Origin of the sequence: Sphingomonas sp. OK281 (genome assembly GCF_900115295.1) — a bacterium.
GTDB lineage: Bacteria > Pseudomonadota > Alphaproteobacteria > Sphingomonadales > Sphingomonadaceae > Sphingomonas.
On sequence record NZ_FOVZ01000005.1, the window covers coordinates 64,767 to 87,345 of the forward strand.

A 22,579-nucleotide genomic window follows, 5' to 3' on the forward strand; every position below is an offset into this window, starting at 1 on the left:
GCCGTCATTTCTGGTTCGACGCGAAGCGTTTCGGCTTGGCCAGCCAGCGATCGATCGCATCGTAGGTGGTCGCGAGCGTGTCGCCGAACGCGCCGGGGTGCGGCTCGCACTTCGAGCACGTCGTATAAAGATGCGTCGCGCCCTCGATGAAGGCGATCGACTTGTCGCGACTCCTGGCAAGGTCATAGATGGTCTCGGCGGCAAGGAACTCCCAATGCCCCGTCATGCCCAGCACGAGCAACGGCACCGACACGCCCTGCACGTTGCCGGGTGGGCTCGCATAGGTCGACGTCCACTCCACGCCGCGTACCGATTGCGCGTCATAGCCGAAATCGGCGCCGGTCCGGATCGCATAGCTGTTCAGATAATTGCGTACCGTGGTCTTGAGCGCGCCGCGGATCAGCGAAGGCGACTGGCTACGCACGTTTTCGGCCACCCGAACCGTCGGCACGATCTGCACCGTGACGCTACCGTCGGCGTGGATCAGCGGCCATGCCTTTCGCGTATGCGCCATCAGGCCAACGTCCTGCGAGAACAGCTTGTTGTTGCTGCCGAGCAGGATCGCGCCGGGTACGACGAACGGCGCGTCGTCGCGATAAGGACCTTTGCCCGCATCGATCGACGCCAGCATCGCCTCGGCATGGGAGATCAGCGCCGTATTGCGTCGCCCTTCCGCCTGAAGGAACGCCTTTGCGAAAATGGGGCTGTATGTCGAGCCGGTCTCGCGAAATCCGTTCGCGGGCTCGTACATGTCCAGCGCCGGATCGAGCGTCGTTCCGCGCGCCTCGTCCCGGACCGCGGGATCGATGCTGAACAGCGTCATCGCCGCCAGGCCCCAGTTGGAATCGATCATCATCAGTCCGTCGGCGGCAGGCAGTCCCGCGAGCGAATCCGGGCATTTCCAGATTTTCTCCGCCGTTCGGCACGCCGTCACGCCGCCCTCGGCGATGAACTGGTAGGCGCTCATGACCGTTCCGCCACCGCTGTGCCCCAGCAGGACGACGTGTTCGACACCGGGCGCGCGACGCAGCCATGTGACGGCCGCCTTCACCTCCAGCAGCACCTGGTCGAGCGCGCCGTCGTTCGACACCCCGGATTTGCTTGTGCTGTTGTTGGCACAGAGCACCCGGTAGCCGCGCCTGGCCAGTTCGGTGCATCCGGAAAAGGTCAGATAGTCCGCCGACGAGTGCATGATGAAGACCGCGGTCTGCGCTTTCGGGCCAGGCTGAGCCGGCTCGTAGAGGACGCCCGGAACGCCGTTGGCCAGATGGACGAAACTGTTTCGCACCGTCTCCCGCTGCGCCGCCGCCGCCATGGGCGTGGGCGCCGCCCAGGTCGAGGGCGCCCAGATCAAGGGCAATGCAAGGGCCAGCACACGCAGCAGGCTCCGAACGCGCTTCGGCATCGTCACCGCCCTCGACACGGTTCCCCGGATCATCCCTTGATCCGGAAGCCGACCACGAACGCCCGCCCGGTGGGATCGTCGGAGAATTCGAAGGAAGCACCCGCCGACGTCGTGCCGCTGTAATAGCCGCTGAGCGGCGGGGTCGCATTGAACAGGTTGGTCACGCTCAGATACAGCGCGCTGTCTGCGATCTTCCACGTCGAACCGGTGTCGAAGGTCAGCGTCAGGTTCGTCGTTGCAAAGCTCCGGACATATTCGTCCTTGAAGACTTGGGCGGCCACGCCGCTGCGGCGGAATTTATTCCGGTAATGTTCGAACAGGTCGATCGTCAGATTGTCCGTCGGCTTGAAGTTGACGAACGCCGCCGCCTGGACGCTCGGACTGGGCATCAGGCCGTTGAGTCCCCAGCCGGCACCGCCCTGGTCGATCGTGGGGATGCCCGGCTGCTCATAATAGATATGTGGCTGGTAATTGATCAACGCACGCAGGTTCAGCGGGCGCCCGGCGATCCGCGTCGTATAGTCGGCCTCACCGTCCCAGCCATAGGTCTTCACCCGTGCGATGTTCTGTGGCTGGATGTAATAGGCGGTGGCATTGCCCGCCGCGTCTCGTTGGATCAGCGTGCAGTAGATCGACGTGCCGCCGCTGGACAGGCATCCCTGCTGCACGGCCGCGTTGAAGCCCTGGATTACCGAAATCGCGTTGGAAACGACGGTGTGATAATAATCCACCGTGACCGTGAAGCCGCGCAGAAAATTGGGCTTGAGCACCAGCCCCGCGGTATAGGTACGTCCGACTTCCGCAGTCAGGTCGGCATTGCCCAGATTGATCGACGGCAGATAGGCGGTAACCGCCGGCGTCTTCGTGCTGTCGGTGTAATTGCCGTAGACCGTCGTGGTCGGCTGGAACAGGTCGTAGAGCGTTGGTGCCCGGATATCGCGCGAGATCGTTCCACGCAGCTTGATCTGGTCGTCGACTTCCCAGACGGCGCCGGCCTTCCAAGTGAAATAATGACCGCTGGTGCTGTAATCCGTGTAGCGCGCGGCACCGTTGAGGCTCAGCGACTTCGCGATGACGCTGTCGGTGAGCAGCGGGACCTCGACCTCGATCGCGCCCTCCTTCACGCTCTGCGCCACGGTGTCGCTCTGCGGGAAGCTCGTCGGGTACAGCAATGTCGTACCTGCGACGCAATTGTAGCGCAGCCCGGTGCAATCCGCGAGATCGGTCGGCAGGACCGTGCTCGACGCATCGAAGCGCTGCCGACGCCATTCGCCCGACAGGGCGACGCTGACGGGGCCGGCCCAGGTATCGAAGACGCTGCCGCTGATCGCGGCATCGGCCGAATCCTGGATGGTATGGGTCAGGAACGTCGCCTTGCCCAGCACGTAGTTCAGTGCGGACTGGCTGGGCGAACTCGCGCCGAACAGGTTGAGGGGTACGCAACTGCCGTAGGCCGAGGGATTGGTGAGCGCCGCCTGGCAGACGACTTGCCCGGTCGGGCCGACAACCGCATCAAGCGCCGCTGCCAGCCGCTGATTGTTCGGCATGTTGGACAGCGTGGTCTCGAGCCGTGACGAGCCATGCGTATAGGTGGCGTTCCATTTGAAATTGGCGAGCGATCCCTCGATTCCGGCATTGACGTAATATTGGTCGGTTTTCGAGGAAGCTTCGATACGCGGCGCGCCCTGCAGGATTTCGTTGACCGTGAACGTGCTCGCGCCCGCAAGTGCCGCGCGCGATGCCGGCGTCAGGAATGCGTTCGTATTGCTGAAGACCAGCCCGGTCAGCTGGTTCCAGCCTGTATAGGACGTGTTCCGCTTCAGATTCGCGGCACCCTGAAGATAGACGTGGATGTCGCTGGTCAGGTCATAGTCGAACCGCGCAAACGCTTGCGTGCCGCGTGACGGCGACGACATGGATGCGTTCTGGTAGGCGCCGTCGCCGCCAATCTGGCAGCACGAGGATCCCGATGCGGTACCCGCGACGAACGGGACGATGTCGCCAGTCTGATTGAATTGCTGCCCCCGCAGCGCGCCATTCGTGATCAGACCACCGAATGTGTAGGTCGCCAGATGGACGTCGGTCGCGAGATAATAGGGGTTTGCCGCCGTACCCGCCCCCTGGATCGCCGCAAGATTGTTCCAGTCCCGATCGAAGGCGCGATCGAGTATGCCATCATATTCGCGGTGCTGGACGCTCGCTTCGAAATGTCCGCGGTCGCCGACCTTGAACCCGAAGGCTCCGCCGATATCGCGCGTCGCGGCATCGCCAGACTGCGAAATGCCGGATTCGACATGCGCGCGAAACCCGTCGAACTTGCGATTGAGAACGTAGTTCACGACCCCGGAAACGGCGTCGGATCCATAGACGGCGGAGACGCCGCCGGTTACGATGTCGACTCGGCTGATGAGTTCCTGGGGGATCAGATCGACGTCGACCGTCGAGTTGTAGAGCGTTGGCGGGATACGGTGCCCGTCGAACAGCACCAGCGTGCGATACGTGCCGAGATTACGAAGGTTCAGGACGTTCGCCGATCCGTTGCCACCCTGCACACCGGTGGCATTCGACCCTGGATTGCTGAACTGATTGCGCGACCCCGAGAAGACCGGAAGGTTGTTCAGTCCGTCGGAGATCGTACCGGCGGGTGCCGCCGACGCGAGCAGGTCGGTCGAAACGGTCGTCAGGGGCGTCGGGCTGGCAGAGCCGTTCCTGATGATCCGCGACCCGGTCACGATGATGTCGGCCACATTGGGCGCCGCTTCGGTCTCGGCGGACGCCGCTTCGGTCTGGGCCGGCGCCGCTTCGGTCTCGGCTGGCGGTGTCGGTTGCGCCGAGGAGGGGGGCGATTGCGGCGCGACCTGGGCCATCGCCGATCCTGTGACGACGCATAGGCTGGTCCCGGCCAGCAATGCCCATAAACGATGGTGTGACGTCATGACGAACCTCTCCCAAAAAAACGGCGCGTCGGCGCTCGTTGCCACCCATCGCTGTGGGCTTGTTCGGTTTCGTCTTGTCACGCCCTCGGATGATATGGGTTATACGTTCTCCGGCGTTCCGATAAGTTTTAGGTGCGAGCGTGACCGGTAGGCCGATGACGCCGCCAATCGACAGGCAGGTTCGGCGGGTCAGGTCCAGCGGGCATAGACAGGCGCAACGTTCGGCGGGTAATGCGCGGTGGCCTAACCGCCGAACTGCTGTGCGCGGCGGAACGCGGTGGGGGTGACGCCGGTCGTCTTGACGAAGAACCGCGAGAAATAGGCGACGTCGGAAAAGCCGAGCCAGTCGGCGAGCGACCCGATCGGCATCGTCGTATAAGCAAGACACCGTTTCGCCTCGGCCAGGATGCGGTCGTGCAGGATCGCGATCGGCGAGACGCCGGCGACCGTCTTGCAGGCCAGCCGAAGCTGCGACACGCTGACGTGGAGTTCGTCAGCGATCGCGGGCAGCGCCGGGTGCGAGCGATAGCGCTCCTCGACGATCGTCTTGAAGCGTTCGACGAGCAGTTGTCGTACGCCGCCCGCAGCGCTGCCCGTCGTCCGAGCCGGCCATTGCCGCAACAGCGCCAGCAGGATCGCCAGCAGATGAATCTCGGAGCCGATCGCGCAGCCGTTGCGCTGCTCGTCCAGTTCGGCGGCAAGGCTGGTGAACTCCGCGTCGATCCTGGGCAGCGCGACGGGATCGAGCGGGACGACGCCCGGTTCGCCGAACACCAGCTTCAACGCGGGCGCGCGGACCAGCAGGTCCGCGAGATAGTCGTTCTCGATCGTCAGAACCCAGCCCGCGGTATCGTCTGCATACCGGAAGCCGTGGATGCAATAGGACGGGATGACCATCGCGCAATCGCGGCTGAACGAATGCGTCTCGCCCTCGATCGTGATCTCTCCGCCACCCTTCGTGCAGATGACGATCTGGGTGAACCGCGGATGCGTATGCGGCGCAATCACCCAGCCGCGCTCGCGGCAGCGGTGGTCGAGATGCTCGACGTTGACGAACCAGTCGGCGCGCGCGCCGGCATCGCCGTACAGGATATACCGGGGAACGCCCGCGGCGCTGATGCTGCCGCGCGATGCGCCCGACTTTGGCGAAAAGTCCTGTGGAATGTCACTTATCGGCATAGACGCGCCCTACCTCACGGCGCACATATGCACAATCGGCAGGATCACACTGCCAGTGCGACGAGAGGTGTTGAAGGTGGCGCGACCGATTTGCCAGATCACGAAACCGCGAGAGGGTTCGACCTCCACCGCGGTTACCGACGACCGTTCCGCCTGCCGCCCGATTTCTCGCGAGGTGACGCGTCGTGGCTAGGATCATCGGCGCGATCGCCAGTTCGCATACCCCGACGATCGGCTTCGCGCTCGACGCCCGGAAACAGGAAGACCCGGCATGGAAGCCGATCTTCGACGCGTATGCACCGATCCAGGCGTGGATCGAGGAGCGTAAACCCGACGTGCTCGTGATGATCTACAACGATCACATCACCTCGTTCTTCTTCGATCAATATTCGGCGTTCTCGCTGGGCGTCGACGAAAGCTATGCGGTCGCCGACGAGGGTGGCGGAGTGCGCGACGTACCGCCGATCGGCGGTCATGCCGGGCTGTCGCGGCATATCGTCCAGAGCCTGTTCACCGACGAATTCGACGTCACCACCTTCCGGGATCGCCCGCTCGACCATGGCTGCTTCTCACCGTTGTCGGTACTGCTGCCGCATGACGAGGCGGGATGGCCCGCGCGGATCGTGCCGCTGCAGATGGGCGTGCTGCAATTCCCGATCCCGACCGCGAAGCGCTGCTACAATCTCGGCCAGGCGCTGCGCACCGCGATCGAGAGCTACCCCGAGGACCTGAAGGTCGTTATCGTCGCCACCGGCGGGCTGTCGCATCAGGTGCATGGCGAGCGCTGCGGCTTCAACAACACCGCGTGGGACGAGCGTTTCCTCGACCTGCTCGAAAACGATCCGGTTGCGCTGACCCGCATGACGCACGCGCAATACGCCGAACTCGGCGGCATGGAAGGGTCGGAGATCATCATGTGGCTGGTGATGCGCGGCGCGCTGTCCGCCGGCATTCGCCGCGTCCACAAAAGCTATTACCTGCCGTCGATGACCGCAATCGCCACCGCGATCTACGAGAACAACGCCGAACCGCTGACCGCCGCCGAAGCCGCCGCGCACCGCGTGCGGATGGGCGAGCAGATGCACGGTGCCGAGGCGCTTGAGGGCACTTATCCCTATACGCTGGAGCGCAGCGCGAATGGCTACCGGATCAACAAGTTCCTGCACCGGCTGGTCGATGCGGACGCACGCAACCGTTTCCGTGCCGACGAGGAGGGCGCCTACGCCGCCGCGAGCCTGTCGGACGAGGAACGCGACCTGATCCGGCGGCGCGACTGGCGCGGCCTGATCCATTACGGCGCGATCTTCTTCCTGCTCGAGAAACTCGGCGCGGTGGTCGGTACGTCCAACCTCCATATCTATGCCGGGATGCGTGGCCAGTCGCTCGACGACTTCCAGAAGACGCGCAACCAGCAGGTCACCTACTCGGTCGCGGCGCAACGCAAAGACTGAGCCCGGTCGGAGCCGGGCCAAGCCGCCGTCCGAACGCCAATCTATCCCGAAGACAAAAAGCTTCCGCCATCGGCGAGGGGCATTGAGGAGACGTGCATGGAAGACCCCCGCGCCATCATCGCCCGCGAGCCGATGCATTACCGACAGGTGATCGCGATCGGCGTCGCAACCGCGCTCAACGCGCTCGACGGCTTCGACGTGCTGTCGATCAGCTTCGCCTCGCCCGGCATCGCCAAGGACTGGGGAATCGACCGCGCGGCGCTCGGTCTGGTCCTGTCGATGGAATTGTTCGGCATGGGGATCGGCGCGCTGATGCTGGGCGCGCTCGCCGACCGGATCGGCCGGCGCCCGACCATCCTGGGGTGCCTGATCATCATGGCAGCCGGCATGGAACTGGCCTCGATCGCGACCGACGTCACGGCGCTGTCGACCTTCCGGCTGTTCACCGGGCTCGGCATCGGCGGGATGCTGGCGGCGACCAACGCGATCGTCGCCGAATGCGCCAATGCGCGGCGTCGTAACCTGGCCGTGGCGGTGATGACAGGTGGCTATCCAATGGGCGCGATCATCGGCGGCGCGCTCGCCTCGTGGCTGCTCGGCGCGACCGGGCGCTGGCAGTCAGTGTTCGAATTCGGCGCGGTCGCGACCTTGAGCTTCGTCCCGCTCGTGTTGTGGCTGGTGCCCGAGACGATCGCATTCCTGCTCCACAAGCGGTCCGATGGCGCTCTGGCGCGGATCAACCACACGATGGTCCGCCAAGGCCGCCAGCCGCTTTCCGCGCTGCCTCCGCCTGACGAGGTCCGCAAGGGCTGGAGCATCGCGCAGCTGTTCGCGCCCGGTCTGGCGAGCGTCACGGTGATGCTGACGCTCGCCTATTTCGGGCACATGATGACGTTCTATTTCCTGGTGAAGTGGATTCCGAAGATCGTCGTCGATCTCGGGTTCGCGCCGTCGCTCGCGGGCGGGGTGCTGGTCTGGGCCAACGTCGGCGGGGCGACCGGCGCGATCACGATGAGCCTGCTGACGCAGCGGTTCGGCGTGCGCTGGCTGGTGGTCGGTTCGATGGTCTGCGGCTCGATTGCGGTGATCGCGTTCGGGCAGGGGTTCACCACGCTCGGCGGGCTGTCGCTGATCGCGGCGGTCGCGGGCTTCTTCACCAACGGCGCCACGGCCGGGCTCTATGCGGTGATTGCGCAGTCCTTCCCTGCGTCGCTGCGAGCAGGGGGCACCGGGTTGGTCATCGGTATCGGGCGGGCGGGGGCCGCATCGGGACCGATCGTCGCCGGGTTGCTGTTCGCCAATGGCTGGAGCCTGTCGCCGGTCGCGCTGCTGCTCGGGTGCGGCACGCTGGTCGGCGGCCTGGTCCTGTCGCGCGTACGGTACCGCGAGACCAGTATCGCCTGACAGCAGGGCCTGACAGCAGGGCCGACCGCGGGCGACCGGACACCCGGCGATCGCGGCATCATCATCGAACGATATCAAAGGGTAACGGTCATGCGTTCCATCACACCTATCGTACATCCGGTCCGCCTCGCGTGCGGCGTCGTTGCCGGCGTCCTGGCCCTGTCCGCGGGCACCGCCCAGGCACAGTCGGTGCCGCCCGAGACACCTGCCGCCAGCGGCGCCGTCGGTCCGCTCGCGACGCAGGCGGTGCCGGGCGTGCGTCCGCCCAAGTCGCAGCCAAAGCCCGCCGAGGCGTTGCCGGGTGGCCGCTCCGGCCCCGCCGGCCTTCCGCAGGCGATCCGCTGGACCGAGAACTGGTCGGCTACGCCGGCCGCGGACGCGCCGCTGATGGACAAGATCAAGCATATCCCGATCGGCGGCGGCAACACCTACCTGACGCTGGGTGGCGAAGCGCGCGCTTATTACACCGACTGGCAGCATGCCGCGCTCGGGCTGCGTGCGAACGACGACAATGATCCGCTCCAATTGCGTCTTCGGGCGCTGGCCGACCTTCACGTCGGCGAGCATCTGCGCGCCTATGTCGAACTCGGCGACAATCGCGAATTCGGCGAACAGGCCGCGACCGCCCCCAACCGCGACAAGATCGACATCTATCAGGCGTTCGTCGATTTGAGCATTCCGCTGGGCAAGGCAGGCAAGGTGACGCTGCGCCCCGGCCGCTTCGAGATGCCGCTCGGCAACGGCAAGCTGGTCGGCGTGCGCGAGGGGCTGAACATGCGCTTCACCTATCAGGGCGTGCGCGCGACCTATATCCTGCCCGGCAAAGTGTCGGTCGACGTCTTCGCGCTCAAGCCGGTCGACATCAGGCCGGGCAGCTTCGACGACGGTCCCAATCACGCGATCGACTTTCACGGCATATATATCAGCGCGCCGAACCGCATCCTCGGCTTCGGCACCGATGCCTATTGGTACGAGGTCGACCGCGACCGCGGCGTGCTGCGCGAGGGCACCGGCGAGGACCGGCGCGACAGCTGGGGCGCGCGGCTGTGGCGGCGCAACGCGACGATCGATCTCGATCTCGAGGGGACCTACCAGAGCGGTCGCTTCGTCGGGCAGGACATCGAAGCCTATGCGATCCTGTTCGAGGGCGGCTACACCTTCGGGACCACCGCGCTTAAGCCGCGGATCGGGCTGCGCGCGAACGTGTTCAGCGGCGATGGCGACCTGACCAACGGCAAGGCCGGCACGTTCGTCGCCGCATCGCCGCGCCTTCCGCTGGTCAGCGAGGCGGCGTTCTTCAACCTGTCCAACCTGATGGACGTCTATCCGTCAGTGACCGTCAAGCCGCGCGAAGACGTCACGGTCATGGTCGGGCCCGACTTCTTGTGGCGCAACCGCAAGGCGGACGGCGTCTATATCGGGCCAGCGGGCAGCTCGTTTGAGCCCTATGCGTCGAGCCGCTTCACGGGCACTGACCTGAACCTCGAGGCGTCGTGGCAGGCGACCAAGCGGATGCAGCTGCGGCTGTTCGAAACCTATTTCGCGGCGAGCGATTCGTTTGCGAACGTTGGAGGGAAGAACGGCAATTACCTGGGGGCACAGTCGACCTACCGTTTCTGACGGCATGACCCGATACACAGATCGGGTCTGGACACGAATGCGGTCGGGAGGTGCTCGATGCCATTATTGCCGCTGCAGATGCGGATCGAAGGAGAAACCCAGCAAATGCCAATCTATGCCACGGCTTTTCACGTGGCGGGGTTCCGATCCGCGCCAATTCGGTCCTGATCGTTCAGGACGCCGCCTTCCGCGGAGCAGTCCTGCGCCGCAAACGGCACCGGCATTGCAAAATCAAAATAGGAACCGTGGCCGAACAGTGCGAGAGACATGCCAGGCGCTGAAAAGGTCGGGCATGATCCGCTCGACCTTGACGGCCGCAAAATAGCCTATGAGTTCGCGAATATAATTGCGGCATTGGCACGTATTGCAGTTTGAATATGTTAACTTTGTCGGACGGGCCACGTAATCCGTCAGTGTGCAAGAATTGTGATTTGCGGTGTACCCTCATTGGTCATGTGGTTTGGACACAAAATCTGTTCAAACAGGGTCCAGTTCCGGCGTAACTGGACACCTCAATTATGAGGTCTAGAGTCCAATTGAACATGTTGCGTAGAAGCGCATAGCTGCCAGAATCAGCCATATCGGCCTATCCAGTGAGGCGGCGATCGTGTGCGGCTTCGGCGAGTAATGTCGGCTGCAGGCGGTCTGGCCATTAGCGCTCGCTATGATGATCTTGGGGAAACACAGAGCGCGATCGGTGAACTTTGCTGGCGGACATTTACACAGACCGCCGTATTGGCGTTTGCCTGCCTACAGCGGGTATCGTCATAGTCGTTGCAGGCATAAGCGCGGAACGCGCCAGCTTCATGATCGTGACGGTCGCGAACATTCGACACTTGATCTCGTCGACGCAGCCCTCAGGCTTAATTGGATTTTGAGGGACAGCCGGTTCCGCGCTGCCGCGTACAAACAGATGATTTGGTTACCGATGATCTCGTACTTGATAGCACGAAGTCGAGTTCTTTAGAGACCCTGAAACTCGGGCTCTGGCATAAGGTGGCTGTTGACAGCCGACCTGTAAATTTGTTGGTCGCGAAATCGTAGCGTCTCATCGCATCTCGAAGTCGATAGGGGTATCGGGAGGGGTATCGAAACGGCTCCCGACAATAATGCCGAGATATTGCAATAGGATATGCCTATGTCTGGTTGGGAAATGATCCTGTCCCCGCAACCATCTTCCCACACACACCATACCCCGAAAGCAACCGCTTCCGGGGCTTTCCTGCGTCTGACGTCCGCCCAGGTGGCTCACCTTCCCGCGGAATCGGCGATGGACGTGTCCGCGTCGACCCTGCCTAACGCCGCTCCAGGTCGCCACACACCTCGCGCACTCGTACGGAATTACAACGCGCGACCTTGTGTAGAACCCGTCCAAGCTCGGCGACCTGCCCGCGGAGCGGAACAGTCCTGGCGACATTCGATTATGATGCCGGATACGCTATCGCCGAGCAAAGTCGGTTAGCACCGGGCGCAGCATAAGGCTGTAACGTCTTCTCGTTCGACGACGGCCGGGCCTCGGCACGCTGATCCGTCGCTTGGCCACGCCTTGGCCGACGACGTTCGCCGGCGCTTTAACGGGCAGTCAGGGCTGACGTTCGTCCGGCATGGTCTCTAGTCAGCATTGCCCTTGGCCGTCACGCGCGCGGGAATGCCGACGACCGTCGTTCCCGCAGCGACATCCCGGGTGACGACGCTGCCGGCGCCGACGATCGCATCGTCTCCGATAGCCACGCCCGGCAGGATCAGTGCGCCCGCGCCGATCCACATGTTGCGACCGATCGTGACAGGCCGGCCGAACTCCAGCATCTTCGCCCTGATATGCGGATCGCGCGGGTGATCCGCCGTCAGGATCTGGACACCTGGTCCGACCTGCGTTCCCGACCCGATCCGGACTGTTACGACATCCAGCACGATGCACCCAAAATTGAGAAAGACGCCATCGTCGAGATGGATGTTGTTGCCGTAATCGCAGTGAAATGGGGATCGTACGGTAGCGCCATTGCCGACGTGACCCAGCGCTTCGACCAGCATCGCATGCCGCTCTGCCGCCGGCACAGCCGATGCGGCGTTGTAGCGCGCAAGCCAGGCCGAGGCTGCCGCAGCGTCCGCGGCAAGTTCGGGATCGTCCGCGGTGTACAGGTCGCCGCGCAACATCTTCTGCTTTTCGGTCGGCATGCTCAGCTCAGGTCGTGAAGGTCTTTGCCGAGCGGCACGGTGATCCGGAGATCGGAGAACCGGATCTTCAGGCCGCTGCGCTCGGGCGTGCAGGCCATCGGACCGACCTGATAGGACGATGCGATGGGGAACGGCGCAAGGCGAACCAGCGGCCAGACTTTTCCATCAGCCGATACCTGAAGTCGCAGTACACCCTTGGCGACTGTCGCGCGCATCCAGAAATCCTGCGCCGGATGTTCGTAGGGCCCTGTTGCCCAATCCGATTTGCCGGCGGTCAGCACGCTGCTCAGCATCGCGCGGCCGTCCGACAGTTCGATTCCCGCCTTGACCCAATGGCGCTCGTCGATCCGAACCATGATACCGGCCTGGTCGTAGAGCTTCTCATATTGGCCACGAATACGCAGTTGCGCGGTGAAGGCACCGGGTGCCGCGAAGCCGAGGAAGTGACCGCTATCGCGCGTGAAGCCGTAATGCGTTTCACGCCAGAAGTCGGTTCCGTGATCGGTGACGATCTGCAGGTCCCCGTTCGATTCGACGGTCCAGCCCTTTGGTTCGTTCAACCACCGCCCGTCGGATCTTCCGAGTATCACTTTACCGCTCGCCGCTTCGATCGGGGTTGCCATGGACACGGGGATCGCCAAAGCGGCCGCTCCGCCGATAACCGTACGCCGCGACATATCAGGGGTCTTCACCAGCACAGCCTTTCGCTAAGATTACGCTTTGTGTACATATGTACACAAATGCAGGAAAGGCAAAAATTGGCTGGAGAAACTCGCAGACGCAACGACCCCGAGCGCCGACAGCGTATCATCGATGCGACGTTGACCGTCATCGAACGCGACGGCGTCGCAGGGACCACGCATCGCCGGATCGCCGAGGCAGCCGCGGTACCGCTTGGCTCGGTTACCTATTATTTCACCTCGCTCGAAGACCTGCTGACCGCGGCGTTCCTGCAACTGGCGACGACATCGTCTGGCGCGTTCAAGGCGAGACTGGACGCAGCCGCCACCCGTTCCGAAGCCATCGAGGGTGTCATCGACATCATTGCCGGATCGATCTGGGCGGATCCGCGTACGCTGTTGCTGAGCTACGAGCTGTACGCCTACGCGGCACGCCATCCCGAGGTGACGGCGGTCATGCAGCAGTGGATGGACAATAGTCGTGCGGCACTTGGTCGGTTCTTCGATCCGGTCACCGCGCGGGCGCTGGATGCCCTTGTCGAAGGGATCGGCATCCACAACTCGATCGATGCCGTACCGCTCGATCAAGCTGCCATCCGTCTGATTGTCCAGAGGATCACCGACGTCGTATGAATCGAAAGGAAGGTTGGCGGTCGAACTGCGTCGGTTGCCCGATCGCCGTGGATATCGAGTGCTCGCAACCGGGTCTCGCCGCAGCAAGGCGGGGCGGCCACCACAGAGCTATGGTTTCGCGGTTCGCGCAGCCACCTCGGCTCCAACGTCCCCGGCGCTGTCATAGCGAAGGCGGTTTTGGTCGATGAGCTCAAGATGCTTTCCTGCCCAGGACCCTAGTGCGCGAAGCGGATCGGACAACGAATGCCCCAAATCCGTCAGTGCATATTCGACCTGTGGGGGCACGGTAGGATGCACGGTCCGGCTGACCATGCCGTCGCGATCAAGCGCTTTCAGCGTTCGGGTCAGCATCTGCTGCGAGATCCCACCGATCGTGCGCTTGATGTCGTTGAAGCGCCGCGGACGCTCGACAAGCACCATGACGATCATCACGGTCCACTTGTCGCCGACCAGAGAGAGCACGCTACTCATTCGGCGGCAGTCGGCGCTGACGCCGGGCGTGGCAGGCATATCCATGTGACCTAGTCCTAAAAATATGCGTCCTTGGCGCGTTGCCCTCAGTCACATACTTGCTCTTGGTCACAAATATAGACCGGAGACAATCAATGAAGCTTCTTCATCTCGATTCCAGCATCATGGGAAATGGCTCGGCGAGCCGCGCCATTTCCGCCGCTGTGGTCGAGCACCTCCGGGAAACCAATCCGATCCTTGAAGTCACCTATCGCGACCTTGCTGCCGAACCGATTCCGCATATGACGCTCGATGCCTTTCTCGCGCTGGATAAGGGCGAGGACGTGCAGCAGTTCCTCGACGCCGATATCGTGGTGATCGGCGCCGGGTTCTACAATTTCTCAATTCCCAGCCAGCTGAAAGCTTGGGTCGATCGCATCGCCGTGAAGGACAAGACGTTCGCCTATGGCGAGAACGGTCCGGTCGGCCTTGCGGTGGGCAAGCGCGTGATCGTCGCGCTCGCCCGCGGTAACGTCTATGGTGAGGGATCTCCCTATGCGGGGTACGAGCATGCCGAAACGCTGCTGCGCTCGATCTTCGGCTTCGTCGGCGCGGACGTCGAAGTCATCGTAGCCGAAGGGCTGGGGCGCGGGGATGAGGCGCGTCGTACGGCGATCGACGGTGCACTCGCACAAGCCCGCCGGACGTCGCAATCTTTCGTCACCGCTGCGAGCCTCTAACGAAAGCGGCCTAGCGTAGACGTCGGATACTAGGATCGCTGCCATTACGCCGATAGCGGAGTGGCAGCGACCCCTGTTTTTAGCCAAGCGCACTGAGCTCGGCAAAGACGTCGTCTGGCAGGGTCAGCGAGGCGGCGGCGAGGTTCTCGCGAAGATGTGCCACCGAGGACGTGCCCGGGATCAGCATGATATTGGGCGCGCGCCGAAGCAGCCAGGCAAGGGCCACCTGCATCGACGTCGCATGAAGTCTCGACGCCACGTCGGACAGTGCGGCCGACTGGAGGGGATTGAATCCGCCAAGCGGGAAGAATGGGACATAGGCTACGCCCTCGGCAGCCAACATGTCGATGAAGGCATCATCGTCGCGGTGCACGATATTATACTGGTTCTGGACGCAGACGATCTCCGCGATGCCGAGCGCTTCCTCGAATTGGGCGGGCGTCACGTTGCTGAGGCCGATGTGGCGGACCATGCTCTGGCGTTGCAGGTCCGCGACCACCTTCAAGGGGGCGGCCAACGATCCCTCGGCTGGACCGTGCACATCGAACATCAAGCGGAGATTGACGATATCAAGCGTCTCCAGCCCAAGGTTGACCAGATTATCCTCTACCGCCCGCTTCAGCGCGTCGGGATCGAACGCCGGTAGCCAAGACGCATCTTCGCCGCGGCGTGCCCCGATCTTGGTCACGATCAGCAGGTCATCAGGATAGGGTGACAGTGCCTCGCGGATCAGGCGGTTCGTCACGTGGGGCCCATAAAAATCGCTGGTGTCGATGTGGTTCATGCCGGCCGCGATCGCTGCACGAAGCACAGCCAGTGCCTGCTCGTGATCGCGCGGTGGCCCGAACACGCCTGGGCCGGCGAGCTGCATCGCGCCATAGCCGACCCGCTTTACGGTGCGTCCGGCCAGTGAGTAGGTGCCCGCTTTATCGATCGTCATCATCAGTCTCCTATTCCGATGCGTGAGATACGAGTTGAAGATTGCTCCGATAAGCCGGAGTGATCTGCACGGGCTGTACGGAAAACCGAACGATGAAAGCTGATCTCGTCGACCTCAACGCCTTCCTCGCCGTCGCGCAGGCTCGCGGGTTTCGCGACGCCGCCCGCACCGCGGGGTCGAGCGCGTCGACTCTCAGCGAGGCGGTGCGGCGCCTGGAAACACGCCTCGGCGTGCGGCTGCTCCATCGTACCACGCGTAGCGTGACGCCAACCGAGGCGGGGATGCGGCTGATCGAGCGACTGGCGCCGGCGCTGAGCGAAGTCGAGGCGGCGCTTGATGTCGTCAACCTGTTCCGCGACAGGCCGGCGGGAACGCTGCGCCTCAATGTACCGGTCAGCGCGGCACGACTGGTGTTGCCCGCGATCCTGCCCGGCTTCCTGGCTGCCTATCCGGACGTTCAGGTCGAGGTCGTCGCCGATGACGGCTTCGTCGACATGGTGGCGTCAGGCTGCGATGCCGGCATTCGATACGATGAGCGGCTGGAACAGGACATGATCGCCGTGCCGATCGGGCCGCGGGTGCAGCGTTTCGCGACGGCCGCCTCGCCGGCCTATCTCGACGCTCATGGCCGTCCAAGGCATCCGCGCGACCTGCTCGCACATGCCTGTCTTCGGGGTCGTTTCACGAGCGGAGCGTTGACCAGTCCATGGGAATTCGAGCGTGACGGCGAGATCGTTCGCGTCGAGCCACAGGGGCCGTTGATCGCCAGCGTCGCGGGCGCAGCCGATCTCCTCGTCGACGTCGCTGTGGGGGGCGGTGGCATCATCTCCCTTTTCGAGGACTGGCTTCGACCAGCGATCGGTCGCGGAGCGCTGGAACCGGTGCTACCAGACTGGTGGCAGGCATTTTCCGGTCCATTCCTGTACTATTCGGGTCGCCGCCTGGTGCCACCGCCGCTTCGAGCGTTCATCGATTTCATTCGCGACTACGACACCGCGATCGGGGCTGAAGGCCGAACTGCCTGAACGGACGTCCGGTTTGCGGCAATGCCGCCGCTTGCCCAAGCCGCCGGTTGGAAATACCATCATTGTCCTTCGAAGTTTCTCGAACGGCCCGCGTGACAGAACGCGCTCCCCGTCGGATCGTGGACATCGAGCGATCGGTGGGTGACGGGGCTCAAGCGGCGGCGAACGCTCGAGTCCGCTGGAGAAAGTCCTGATAATACTGGAAGATGCCGCCGTGGCCGGCATCGAGGTACAAAACGAGCTCTGCACCCGGTATGCGTCGCGCCAGGTCGGCGGAGTTCTCGCTCGGCACCATGATGTCATGATCGCCGTTCGCCACGAGGACCGGCTTGGCGATGCCGACGAGGTTCTGCGCAGGCTGGCGACCCCATGCCGTGATCGCCTTCAACTGGCGCAGGAACACCTTCGGCGTGACCGGCGCGTCTCGATCGATCTCGCGCTCCTTCAACCGAAGCAGGAACGCTTTCGCCGCTTGCCGACCGTTCGTGGACGAGGTGAAGAAGAGATAGGTTTTCGGATCCCTGAGCGTCAGCAGGCCCTTGACGATCAACGGCCACGCGATCGCACCGACCTGCTCGATGCCTGCGCCACCGGCGGGCCCGGTACCCGCCAGCACCAGCTTGCGGACCAGATCGGGTCTCGTGAGCGCGATCTGTTGCGCGACGAATCCGCCGAGCGAAAAGCCGATCAGGTCGACCATGGCTAGCCCAAGGCTGGCGATGACCGCGACCATGTCCTCGGCCATTCCCACGATCGTCGTCGGCGCGTTGCCTCCCGACTTGCCGACACCGCGATAGTCCAGCGCGTAGACCGGCCGATCCTGTGCGAGACCATCGACGATGCGCGGATCGAAATTGTCCAGGTTGGCACCCCAATGGTTGAGCAGCACGACCGGGACGCCCTGCGCCGGGCCAAGCCGACGATAGGCGAACATCGTGCCGGCCGCCTCGATGGTCAGGGTCGGCGTTCCGATCCAGGTGTCGGCGGCACGGATGTGCGAAGCGGGATGTGTCATGGTGGCTACCTTGCTCGTGAGATCCCGATCAGCGGATGCTAACGACGACCTTGCCCTTCGCGCGGCCGGTATCGATGTAGGCCATCGCATCGTTCAGTTCGGCGAAGGGGAAGACGCGGTCGACGACCGGCCGGATCGCGCCGCCCTCGATCAGCGTGGCGATGGTCGCCAGTTGCTCGCCGCTCGCTTGCATGAACAGGAACGAATAGCTGACGTCGTGGCGCCTGGCCTTGGCGCGGATACCCGCGCTGAGCAGGCGCATCACCAGACGCAGGCCCCAGTTCAGCCCCTGCTGTCGCGCAAACGCCGGATCGGGCGGCCCCGAAATCGAGATCAGCTTGCCGCCGGGCTTGAGCGTTTCGAGCGACTTGGCGAGCGTCTTCCCGTCGAGGCTGTTGAGCGCCACGTCATAGCCGGACACCAGCTCGGAGAATTCCTGCGTCTTGTAGTCGATGACCGTGTCCGCGCCGAGACCGCGAACCAGGTCGAGGTTGCTCGTCCCCGCGGTCGTCGCGACGTGCAGACCCAGGTGTTTCGCAAGCTGGATGGCGAATGACCCGACGCCGCCCGATCCGGCATGGATCAACACCTTCTGCCCGCGCTTCAGTTTGGCGCGCTCGACCAGCACCTGCCACGCGGTGAGGCCAACGAGCGGGATCGACGCGGCCTCCTCCATCGAGAGGTTCACGGGCTTCAGCGCGACATCGGCCTGGTCCACCGCGATGAGTTCGGCAAACGTGCCGATCCGTCCCTGACGCGGGCTGCCATAGACCGCATCGCCGACCGCGAACCGCGTAACGTTGGCACCGACCTGCCTGACGATCCCGGCGAAATCCGCCCCCAGGACGAGGGGTGGCTTGTACGGCAGGATGAGCTTGAACTCGCCGTTGCGGATCTTCGAATCGATGACGTTGAGCGCGGCGGCGTGGATCTCGACCAGCACGTCGTGCGGCCCGACGACCGGGTCCGGCCTGTCGCCGAGGCGCAGTCGATTGGCCTTGCCGTAAGCGTCGAGGATATAGGCTTTCATGATGCTTCCCTCTGGAGGCGTCGGGGACTGCGCCCGGCGTGGAGTGCGTCGGATCAGGCGGCGGCGTAGCGATCCGCGCGGAGAAGCTGGGCGAACCGCGGCACCATCGCGTTGCGCGCGTCGTCGAACGCATCCCAGAGTTCGCCCTCGTGCAGCGTCGGGATCGTCACGCCTTCGCGACGATCGAAACCGACGAGCGCCGCATCGACCAGTTCGTTGACGTCCATCATTCCCGACAGATCGGCACCGACCATTCCGGCGCGACCCCATAATTCGGTGCCGGTTGCGGCCGGCAACACGGCCTGGACGTAGACGCCCTTCGGACCGAGTTCGAGCGCGAGGCCCTGCGACAGGAACAGCACGAACGCCTTGGTCGCGCCGTACACGCTCATGCCGAACTCCGGTGCGAGCCCGACGACCGAACCCAGGTTGACGATCGACCCGGTGCCCGCCGCCACCAGACGCGGCGCGATCGCATGCGCGAGCCGGACGACCGCCGTCGTGTTGAGCGCGACGTTGCCACGGACGGCCTCCGCGGACTGATCGACGAAGCTCCCGCCGAGCCCTGCGCCCGCGTTGTTGATCAGGATCTCTATCTTCGCATCGTCACGCAACCGTGCCTCGACCGCGGCGACGTCGGCCTCGCGGGTCAGGTCCGCCGTCAGGATATCGACCGCCACACCGGTCTCGTCCGCGATCCGCGCCGCAAGCGCCTCGAGCCGTGCGGTATCGCGGGCGACGAGCACGAGGTCGTGGCCGCGACGGGCGAAACGATCGGCATAGGTCGCGCCGATGCCGGTCGAGGCGCCGGTGATGAGAACGGTCGGACGGGTCATGGGATTGCTCTCTTTCGGACGATACTTATATACATGACGAACATCATGATTGACTAAATATGATAGTCATCATGAAACTGTCAATGCCGGTCCAGGAGCTTTTCGCCATGAAGGTCAGTCGCGAGCAGATGTCGGCGAACCGCACGCGCATCCTCGACGCCGCCAGCACGCTGTTTCGGGATCGCGGGTTCGACGCGGTCACCGTGTCGGAGGTGATGAAGGCGGCGGGGCTGACGCATGGTGGTTTCTATGGCCACTTCGCGTCGAAGGACGACCTGATCGCGCAGACCGTCACGCATGCGCTCACCCCGTCCGACGGCGTCGGTGGCGATCTGCAAGCATATCTGGAGGCGTATCTCTCGCCGGAGCACCGTGATCGTGCCGCGACCGGTTGCCCTACCGCCAGCCTCGCCAGCCCATTGCGGCATCAATCGCCCGAAGCGCGTATGGCCATGACCAAGGGCCTGCACAGCCAGATCGACCGGCTCGCCGATGCCGTTCCGGGTTCGGACGCGGCCGAGAGGCGACGCGCTGCGATCGGGAGTTGGGCGGCGATGGTGGGTGCGGTGATTCTCGCACGTGCCGTGGATGATCCAGCGCTGTCCGATGAAGTCCTGATGCAAACGCGCGCCTGGATCGACGAGACCAGCAGAAAACCTGTTTGATGATAAGCTTATGCGAGCGGCCTGCGTCGCCGGCTGACTCGAGATCGTCGCAATAGTTGGACCGCCAGCTGCTTTCGCGCGACGTTTTTCGAAGCGTGCGGGCGGCAATTTGGCGGCGGGAGCGCACATATGCTCCCGCCGCCAGTAACGGACAGCGATCAGATCTGCGCGAGACCGCCGTCGGCAAACACTTCGCTTCCCGTCATGAAGCTGCTGTCCGACGAGGCGAGGAATGCCGCCACGCCGGCTATGTCGGACGGCGCACCGACATGCCCGATCGGTGTTCCGGCCCCCATCTCGATCATCGCATCGCGACCAACCACTTCCTCGGCGAGTTCGGTCAGCGTCGGGCCAGGAGACAGCACGTTCACGCGGATACCCGTTCCACGCAGATCCTGCGCCCAGCTCCGTGCGAAGTTGCGCACCGCGGCCTTGGTTGCACTGTAGATGCTGAAGCTGGGCGTTCCCATCGAGCCGGTCGTCGAGCCGGTGAGGATGATGGACCCACCCTTGCCCATCAGCGGCAGCGCCAACTGGACGGTGAACAGTACGCCCTTCACGTTGACGTCGAAGGCGCGGTCGTATTGCTCGGGCGTGATCTGGCCGAGCGGCGCAAATTCTCCGAACCCCGCATTGGCCACCAGGATATCGAGCGACCCGCGCTCGGCCTTAACCGTTGCAAACAGTTGCGCGAGATCTTCGAGATTCGATACGGACCCTTGCACGGCGCGTGCGTTCGGGCCCAGTTCGGCGATGGCCGTGTCGAGACGCTCCTGCCGGCGCCCGGTGATGTAGACGAACGCGCCCTCTTCGATGAAGCGCTTTGCCGTGGCCAGACCGATGCCGGTGCCCCCGCCTGTGATCACTGCCGTCTTGCCTGTAAGTCTATGCATCATCGTGTCTCCAGTTTCACACTGGTGTAGAGTTGATGAGGCACCTACCTACCGACAAGTACGCACCTTTTGGTAAGTAGATAAATGACGATGGCGGATTCCGATGCAGTTCCCGGCTTTACCTGCGGCCTGGACGCGACGCTTCGCGTGATCGCAGGTAAGTGGAAGCCACTCATCATCTATTTCCTGATCCGGGGGCCGACCCGTTTTGGCGCTCTGAAGCGGGCGGTGCGCGGCGTCAGCGACAAGATGCTGATCCAGCAACTGAAAGAACTGGAGGCCGATGGCGCTGTGACGCGGAAGGATTATCAGGAAGTTCCTCCTCGCGTCGACTACACCCTGACCCCGCTGGGCCGCTCGCTGGCCGAGGCGCTCGTACCGCTTTGCAACTGGGGATCGGACAATATGGCAGAGGTCACGCGCATTTTCGCCGAGCGCGACCAGTGGCCGACCAGATGAATGGATGTCCCATTGTCGGAGGCTGCCGCGACCGCTGAACGGCGGGTAACGGGTTTCAGCAGGAAGTAAGCGGGCTCGGGGCAACCGGTTGTTTGCAATCGACAAGCTGGGCGAGCCTGTGTCCGGACAGCCAAGCGGCTTCTATTCGCGGCCCAAACAGCCAGTCGCCGCATGCGCCCAGCCTGATATCCGCGTTCCAGAACGCTCCACGGTCCAGCGCTCCGGCTTTCGCGTACCGCCAGCGATGAACGCGCGTGGCGATGACGGCAGGCATGTCGGCACCTACGCGATCGGCAAACGCCTCGACCAGCATGTGTCCGACCATTTCCGGATCGTCTTCCAGATGCGCACGCGACCAATCGGCATTGGCCTGAAGCACCCAGGCTTCAGGACCAGTCCGACCCGGCTTGGCCGAGTTGCGAACGGCGGATCCCAGGATCCCACCATGACCAAGTCGATCCGCATCGATCGGCACCAGGCCATCGAACGCTGCCATGGCGGTCCAGCACGGGTCGGAAACCGCGGAACGCGCCGCATCGACGAGCGCGGCGTCATGGTCGACAGCCAAGGGCACGACTTGCTCGGCCGGCACTGCGATGATCGCCACATCGAAACGTTCGCCGCCGATTGACCAGTCTCCGTCATGGGTCAAAACGTCGATGGCCGTGTTCCACCTAACATCGCAATCGTCCGCCATCGCGCGGATCGGCGCGTTCATCGCCGGTGTCCCGACCCAGCCATCGGCACCTGCAGGCGACCAGCGCGCGACATGGCCCGCCTGCGCCCAACGATCGACCTGCATCACGAACGACGGATCGCGCGCTGTCAGATATTGCGCGCCATGATCGAACGCGGCCTCACCCAACGGCGTGTCGATCCGCCGCGTCGACATCCTGCCGCCTGGACCACGGCCCTTGTCGAACAGCACGGGGTGATGACCCTGGCCGCGTAGCGCCACCGCGCAGGACAGGCCTGCCATACCCGCGCCGATGATCCCAATTCGCATGATGCCCCCGTGCCGGCGTGCCGCAACCGAACGTGCG

The 22,579-nt window shown here is 63.8% G+C and carries 20 protein-coding genes; 8 read left to right on the forward strand and 12 right to left on the reverse strand.

All coding sequences use genetic code 11. From position 1 onward, the window contains the following. Positions 1 to 4 precede the first annotated feature (4 nt). The 3 genes from BM244_RS16985 to BM244_RS16995 all read right to left on the reverse strand — a co-directional run bounded on the left by BM244_RS16985 (position 5) and on the right by BM244_RS16995 (position 5,520). On the reverse strand, positions 5 to 1,438 hold the full coding sequence (locus BM244_RS16985) for an alpha/beta hydrolase family protein (protein ID WP_217649147.1): 1,434 nt from the start codon (positions 1,436 to 1,438) through the stop codon (positions 5 to 7). Beyond that, on the reverse strand, positions 1,435 to 4,341 hold the full coding sequence (locus BM244_RS16990) for a TonB-dependent receptor plug domain-containing protein (protein ID WP_093400125.1): 2,907 nt from the start codon (positions 4,339 to 4,341) through the stop codon (positions 1,435 to 1,437). Before BM244_RS16990 ends, BM244_RS16985 begins: the two co-directional genes overlap by 4 nt. Before the next feature lie 243 nt (positions 4,342 to 4,584). Beyond that, positions 4,585 to 5,520 (reverse strand): helix-turn-helix domain-containing protein, encoded by a 936-nt coding sequence (locus tag BM244_RS16995; protein WP_093400126.1) that lies wholly within the window; start codon positions 5,518 to 5,520, stop codon positions 4,585 to 4,587. A 185-nt stretch (positions 5,521 to 5,705) separates the two neighbouring features. On the opposite strand from BM244_RS16995, the gene BM244_RS17000 reads away from it, so the two are divergent. The 3 genes from BM244_RS17000 to BM244_RS17010 all read left to right on the forward strand — a co-directional run bounded on the left by BM244_RS17000 (position 5,706) and on the right by BM244_RS17010 (position 9,995). Then, positions 5,706 to 6,971: a gallate dioxygenase gene (locus tag BM244_RS17000; protein ID WP_093400127.1), complete on the forward strand. Its 1,266-nt coding sequence runs from the start codon at positions 5,706 to 5,708 to the stop codon at positions 6,969 to 6,971. A 96-nt stretch (positions 6,972 to 7,067) separates the two neighbouring features. Continuing rightward, positions 7,068 to 8,375 (forward strand): MFS transporter, encoded by a 1,308-nt coding sequence (locus BM244_RS17005; RefSeq protein WP_093400128.1) that lies wholly within the window; start codon positions 7,068 to 7,070, stop codon positions 8,373 to 8,375. 90 nt (positions 8,376 to 8,465) lie between these two features. Next, on the forward strand, positions 8,466 to 9,995 hold the full coding sequence (locus BM244_RS17010) for an alginate export family protein (protein WP_093400129.1): 1,530 nt from the start codon (positions 8,466 to 8,468) through the stop codon (positions 9,993 to 9,995). A gap of 1,611 nt (positions 9,996 to 11,606) precedes the next feature. Here BM244_RS17010 and BM244_RS17015 read toward each other — a convergent pair. Continuing rightward, positions 11,607 to 12,170: a sugar O-acetyltransferase gene (locus BM244_RS17015; protein ID WP_175518269.1), complete on the reverse strand. Its 564-nt coding sequence runs from the start codon at positions 12,168 to 12,170 to the stop codon at positions 11,607 to 11,609. A 2-nt stretch (positions 12,171 to 12,172) separates the two neighbouring features. Then, the gene (locus BM244_RS17020; RefSeq protein ID WP_217649148.1) at positions 12,173 to 12,793 is read right to left on the reverse strand and encodes a DUF1349 domain-containing protein; all 621 of its coding nucleotides are present in this window, start codon (positions 12,791 to 12,793) and stop codon (positions 12,173 to 12,175) included. 117 nt (positions 12,794 to 12,910) lie between these two features. On the opposite strand from BM244_RS17020, the gene BM244_RS17025 reads away from it, so the two are divergent. Further along, positions 12,911 to 13,483, forward strand: a complete 573-nt coding sequence (locus BM244_RS17025; RefSeq protein WP_093400132.1) for a TetR/AcrR family transcriptional regulator — start codon at positions 12,911 to 12,913, stop codon at positions 13,481 to 13,483. Between the two features lie 108 nt (positions 13,484 to 13,591). Here the strand turns inward: BM244_RS17025 and BM244_RS17030 are convergent, their stop codons facing one another. Further along, entirely contained in the window at positions 13,592 to 13,999 is a 408-nt protein-coding gene (locus BM244_RS17030) for a winged helix-turn-helix transcriptional regulator (protein ID WP_175518270.1), read from the reverse strand. 89 nt (positions 14,000 to 14,088) lie between these two features. Here BM244_RS17030 and BM244_RS17035 point away from each other — a divergent pair, with 89 nt between their 5' ends. Beyond that, on the forward strand, positions 14,089 to 14,673 hold the full coding sequence (locus BM244_RS17035; RefSeq protein WP_093400133.1) for an FMN-dependent NADH-azoreductase: 585 nt from the start codon (positions 14,089 to 14,091) through the stop codon (positions 14,671 to 14,673). A gap of 79 nt (positions 14,674 to 14,752) precedes the next feature. Here BM244_RS17035 and BM244_RS17040 read toward each other — a convergent pair whose 3' ends face one another. Then, positions 14,753 to 15,616 (reverse strand): aldo/keto reductase family oxidoreductase, encoded by an 864-nt coding sequence (locus tag BM244_RS17040; protein ID WP_093400134.1) that lies wholly within the window; start codon positions 15,614 to 15,616, stop codon positions 14,753 to 14,755. An 89-nt stretch (positions 15,617 to 15,705) separates the two neighbouring features. Between BM244_RS17040 and BM244_RS17045 the strand changes: the two genes are divergently transcribed. Continuing rightward, positions 15,706 to 16,638 carry a LysR family transcriptional regulator gene (locus BM244_RS17045; RefSeq protein ID WP_093400135.1) on the forward strand — a complete coding sequence of 311 codons (933 nt, stop codon included), beginning with the start codon at positions 15,706 to 15,708 and terminating at the stop codon, positions 16,636 to 16,638. Between the two features lie 151 nt (positions 16,639 to 16,789). Here BM244_RS17045 and BM244_RS17050 read toward each other — a convergent pair whose 3' ends face one another. The 3 genes from BM244_RS17050 to BM244_RS17060 are packed head-to-tail and all read right to left on the reverse strand — an operon-like array spanning position 16,790 to position 19,519. After that, positions 16,790 to 17,653: an alpha/beta fold hydrolase gene (locus BM244_RS17050; RefSeq protein ID WP_093400136.1), complete on the reverse strand. Its 864-nt coding sequence runs from the start codon at positions 17,651 to 17,653 to the stop codon at positions 16,790 to 16,792. Between the two features lie 28 nt (positions 17,654 to 17,681). After that, complete coding sequence (locus tag BM244_RS17055) at positions 17,682 to 18,683, reverse strand: NADP-dependent oxidoreductase (RefSeq protein ID WP_093400137.1); 1,002 nt, start codon at positions 18,681 to 18,683, stop codon at positions 17,682 to 17,684. 53 nt (positions 18,684 to 18,736) lie between these two features. After that, positions 18,737 to 19,519, reverse strand: coding sequence for an SDR family NAD(P)-dependent oxidoreductase (locus BM244_RS17060; protein WP_093400138.1), 783 nt, complete (start codon positions 19,517 to 19,519; stop codon positions 18,737 to 18,739). A gap of 71 nt (positions 19,520 to 19,590) precedes the next feature. On the opposite strand from BM244_RS17060, the gene BM244_RS17065 reads away from it, so the two are divergent. Continuing rightward, positions 19,591 to 20,184, forward strand: coding sequence for a TetR/AcrR family transcriptional regulator (locus BM244_RS17065; RefSeq protein WP_217649150.1), 594 nt, complete (start codon positions 19,591 to 19,593; stop codon positions 20,182 to 20,184). Positions 20,185 to 20,342: 158 nt separating this feature from the next. On the opposite strand, the gene BM244_RS17070 is transcribed toward BM244_RS17065, so the two are convergent. Beyond that, a complete protein-coding gene (locus tag BM244_RS17070) occupies positions 20,343 to 21,077 on the reverse strand; it encodes an SDR family NAD(P)-dependent oxidoreductase (protein ID WP_093400375.1) in 735 nt (244 codons plus the stop codon). Positions 21,078 to 21,167: 90 nt separating this feature from the next. Between BM244_RS17070 and BM244_RS17075 the strand changes: the two genes are divergently transcribed. Then, positions 21,168 to 21,536, forward strand: a complete 369-nt coding sequence (locus BM244_RS17075) for a winged helix-turn-helix transcriptional regulator (RefSeq protein ID WP_093400376.1) — start codon at positions 21,168 to 21,170, stop codon at positions 21,534 to 21,536. A gap of 55 nt (positions 21,537 to 21,591) precedes the next feature. Here BM244_RS17075 and BM244_RS17080 read toward each other — a convergent pair whose 3' ends face one another. Further along, on the reverse strand, positions 21,592 to 22,542 hold the full coding sequence (locus tag BM244_RS17080) for an NAD(P)/FAD-dependent oxidoreductase (RefSeq protein ID WP_093400139.1): 951 nt from the start codon (positions 22,540 to 22,542) through the stop codon (positions 21,592 to 21,594). Positions 22,543 to 22,579: the final 37 nt, after the last annotated feature.

What these genes read in the sequence shown, in the direction of transcription:
- BM244_RS17070 (WP_093400375.1), bottom strand. Translation starts at nt 21,077, where the DNA reads ATGCATAGACTTACAGGCAAGACGGCAGTGATCACAGGCGGGGGCACC.
- BM244_RS17060 (WP_093400138.1), bottom strand. Translation starts at nt 19,519, where the DNA reads ATGACCCGTCCGACCGTTCTCATCACCGGCGCCTCGACCGGCATCGGC.
- BM244_RS16995 (WP_093400126.1), bottom strand. Translation starts at nt 5,520, where the DNA reads ATGCCGATAAGTGACATTCCACAGGACTTTTCGCCAAAGTCGGGCGCA.
- BM244_RS17040 (WP_093400134.1), bottom strand. Translation starts at nt 15,616, where the DNA reads ATGATGACGATCGATAAAGCGGGCACCTACTCACTGGCCGGACGCACC.
- BM244_RS17080 (WP_093400139.1), bottom strand. Translation starts at nt 22,542, where the DNA reads ATGCGAATTGGGATCATCGGCGCGGGTATGGCAGGCCTGTCCTGCGCG.
- BM244_RS17035 (WP_093400133.1), top strand. Translation starts at nt 14,089, where the DNA reads ATGAAGCTTCTTCATCTCGATTCCAGCATCATGGGAAATGGCTCGGCG.
- BM244_RS17010 (WP_093400129.1), top strand. Translation starts at nt 8,466, where the DNA reads ATGCGTTCCATCACACCTATCGTACATCCGGTCCGCCTCGCGTGCGGC.
- BM244_RS17045 (WP_093400135.1), top strand. Translation starts at nt 15,706, where the DNA reads ATGAAAGCTGATCTCGTCGACCTCAACGCCTTCCTCGCCGTCGCGCAG.
- BM244_RS17065 (WP_217649150.1), top strand. Translation starts at nt 19,591, where the DNA reads ATGAAACTGTCAATGCCGGTCCAGGAGCTTTTCGCCATGAAGGTCAGT.
- BM244_RS17020 (WP_217649148.1), bottom strand. Translation starts at nt 12,793, where the DNA reads ATGGCAACCCCGATCGAAGCGGCGAGCGGTAAAGTGATACTCGGAAGA.
- BM244_RS17030 (WP_175518270.1), bottom strand. Translation starts at nt 13,999, where the DNA reads ATGGATATGCCTGCCACGCCCGGCGTCAGCGCCGACTGCCGCCGAATG.
- BM244_RS16985 (WP_217649147.1), bottom strand. Translation starts at nt 1,438, where the DNA reads ATGATCCGGGGAACCGTGTCGAGGGCGGTGACGATGCCGAAGCGCGTT.
- BM244_RS17005 (WP_093400128.1), top strand. Translation starts at nt 7,068, where the DNA reads ATGGAAGACCCCCGCGCCATCATCGCCCGCGAGCCGATGCATTACCGA.
- BM244_RS17050 (WP_093400136.1), bottom strand. Translation starts at nt 17,653, where the DNA reads ATGACACATCCCGCTTCGCACATCCGTGCCGCCGACACCTGGATCGGA.
- BM244_RS17075 (WP_093400376.1), top strand. Translation starts at nt 21,168, where the DNA reads ATGGCGGATTCCGATGCAGTTCCCGGCTTTACCTGCGGCCTGGACGCG.
- BM244_RS17025 (WP_093400132.1), top strand. Translation starts at nt 12,911, where the DNA reads ATGCAGGAAAGGCAAAAATTGGCTGGAGAAACTCGCAGACGCAACGAC.
- BM244_RS17055 (WP_093400137.1), bottom strand. Translation starts at nt 18,683, where the DNA reads ATGAAAGCCTATATCCTCGACGCTTACGGCAAGGCCAATCGACTGCGC.
- BM244_RS16990 (WP_093400125.1), bottom strand. Translation starts at nt 4,341, where the DNA reads ATGACGTCACACCATCGTTTATGGGCATTGCTGGCCGGGACCAGCCTA.
- BM244_RS17015 (WP_175518269.1), bottom strand. Translation starts at nt 12,170, where the DNA reads ATGCCGACCGAAAAGCAGAAGATGTTGCGCGGCGACCTGTACACCGCG.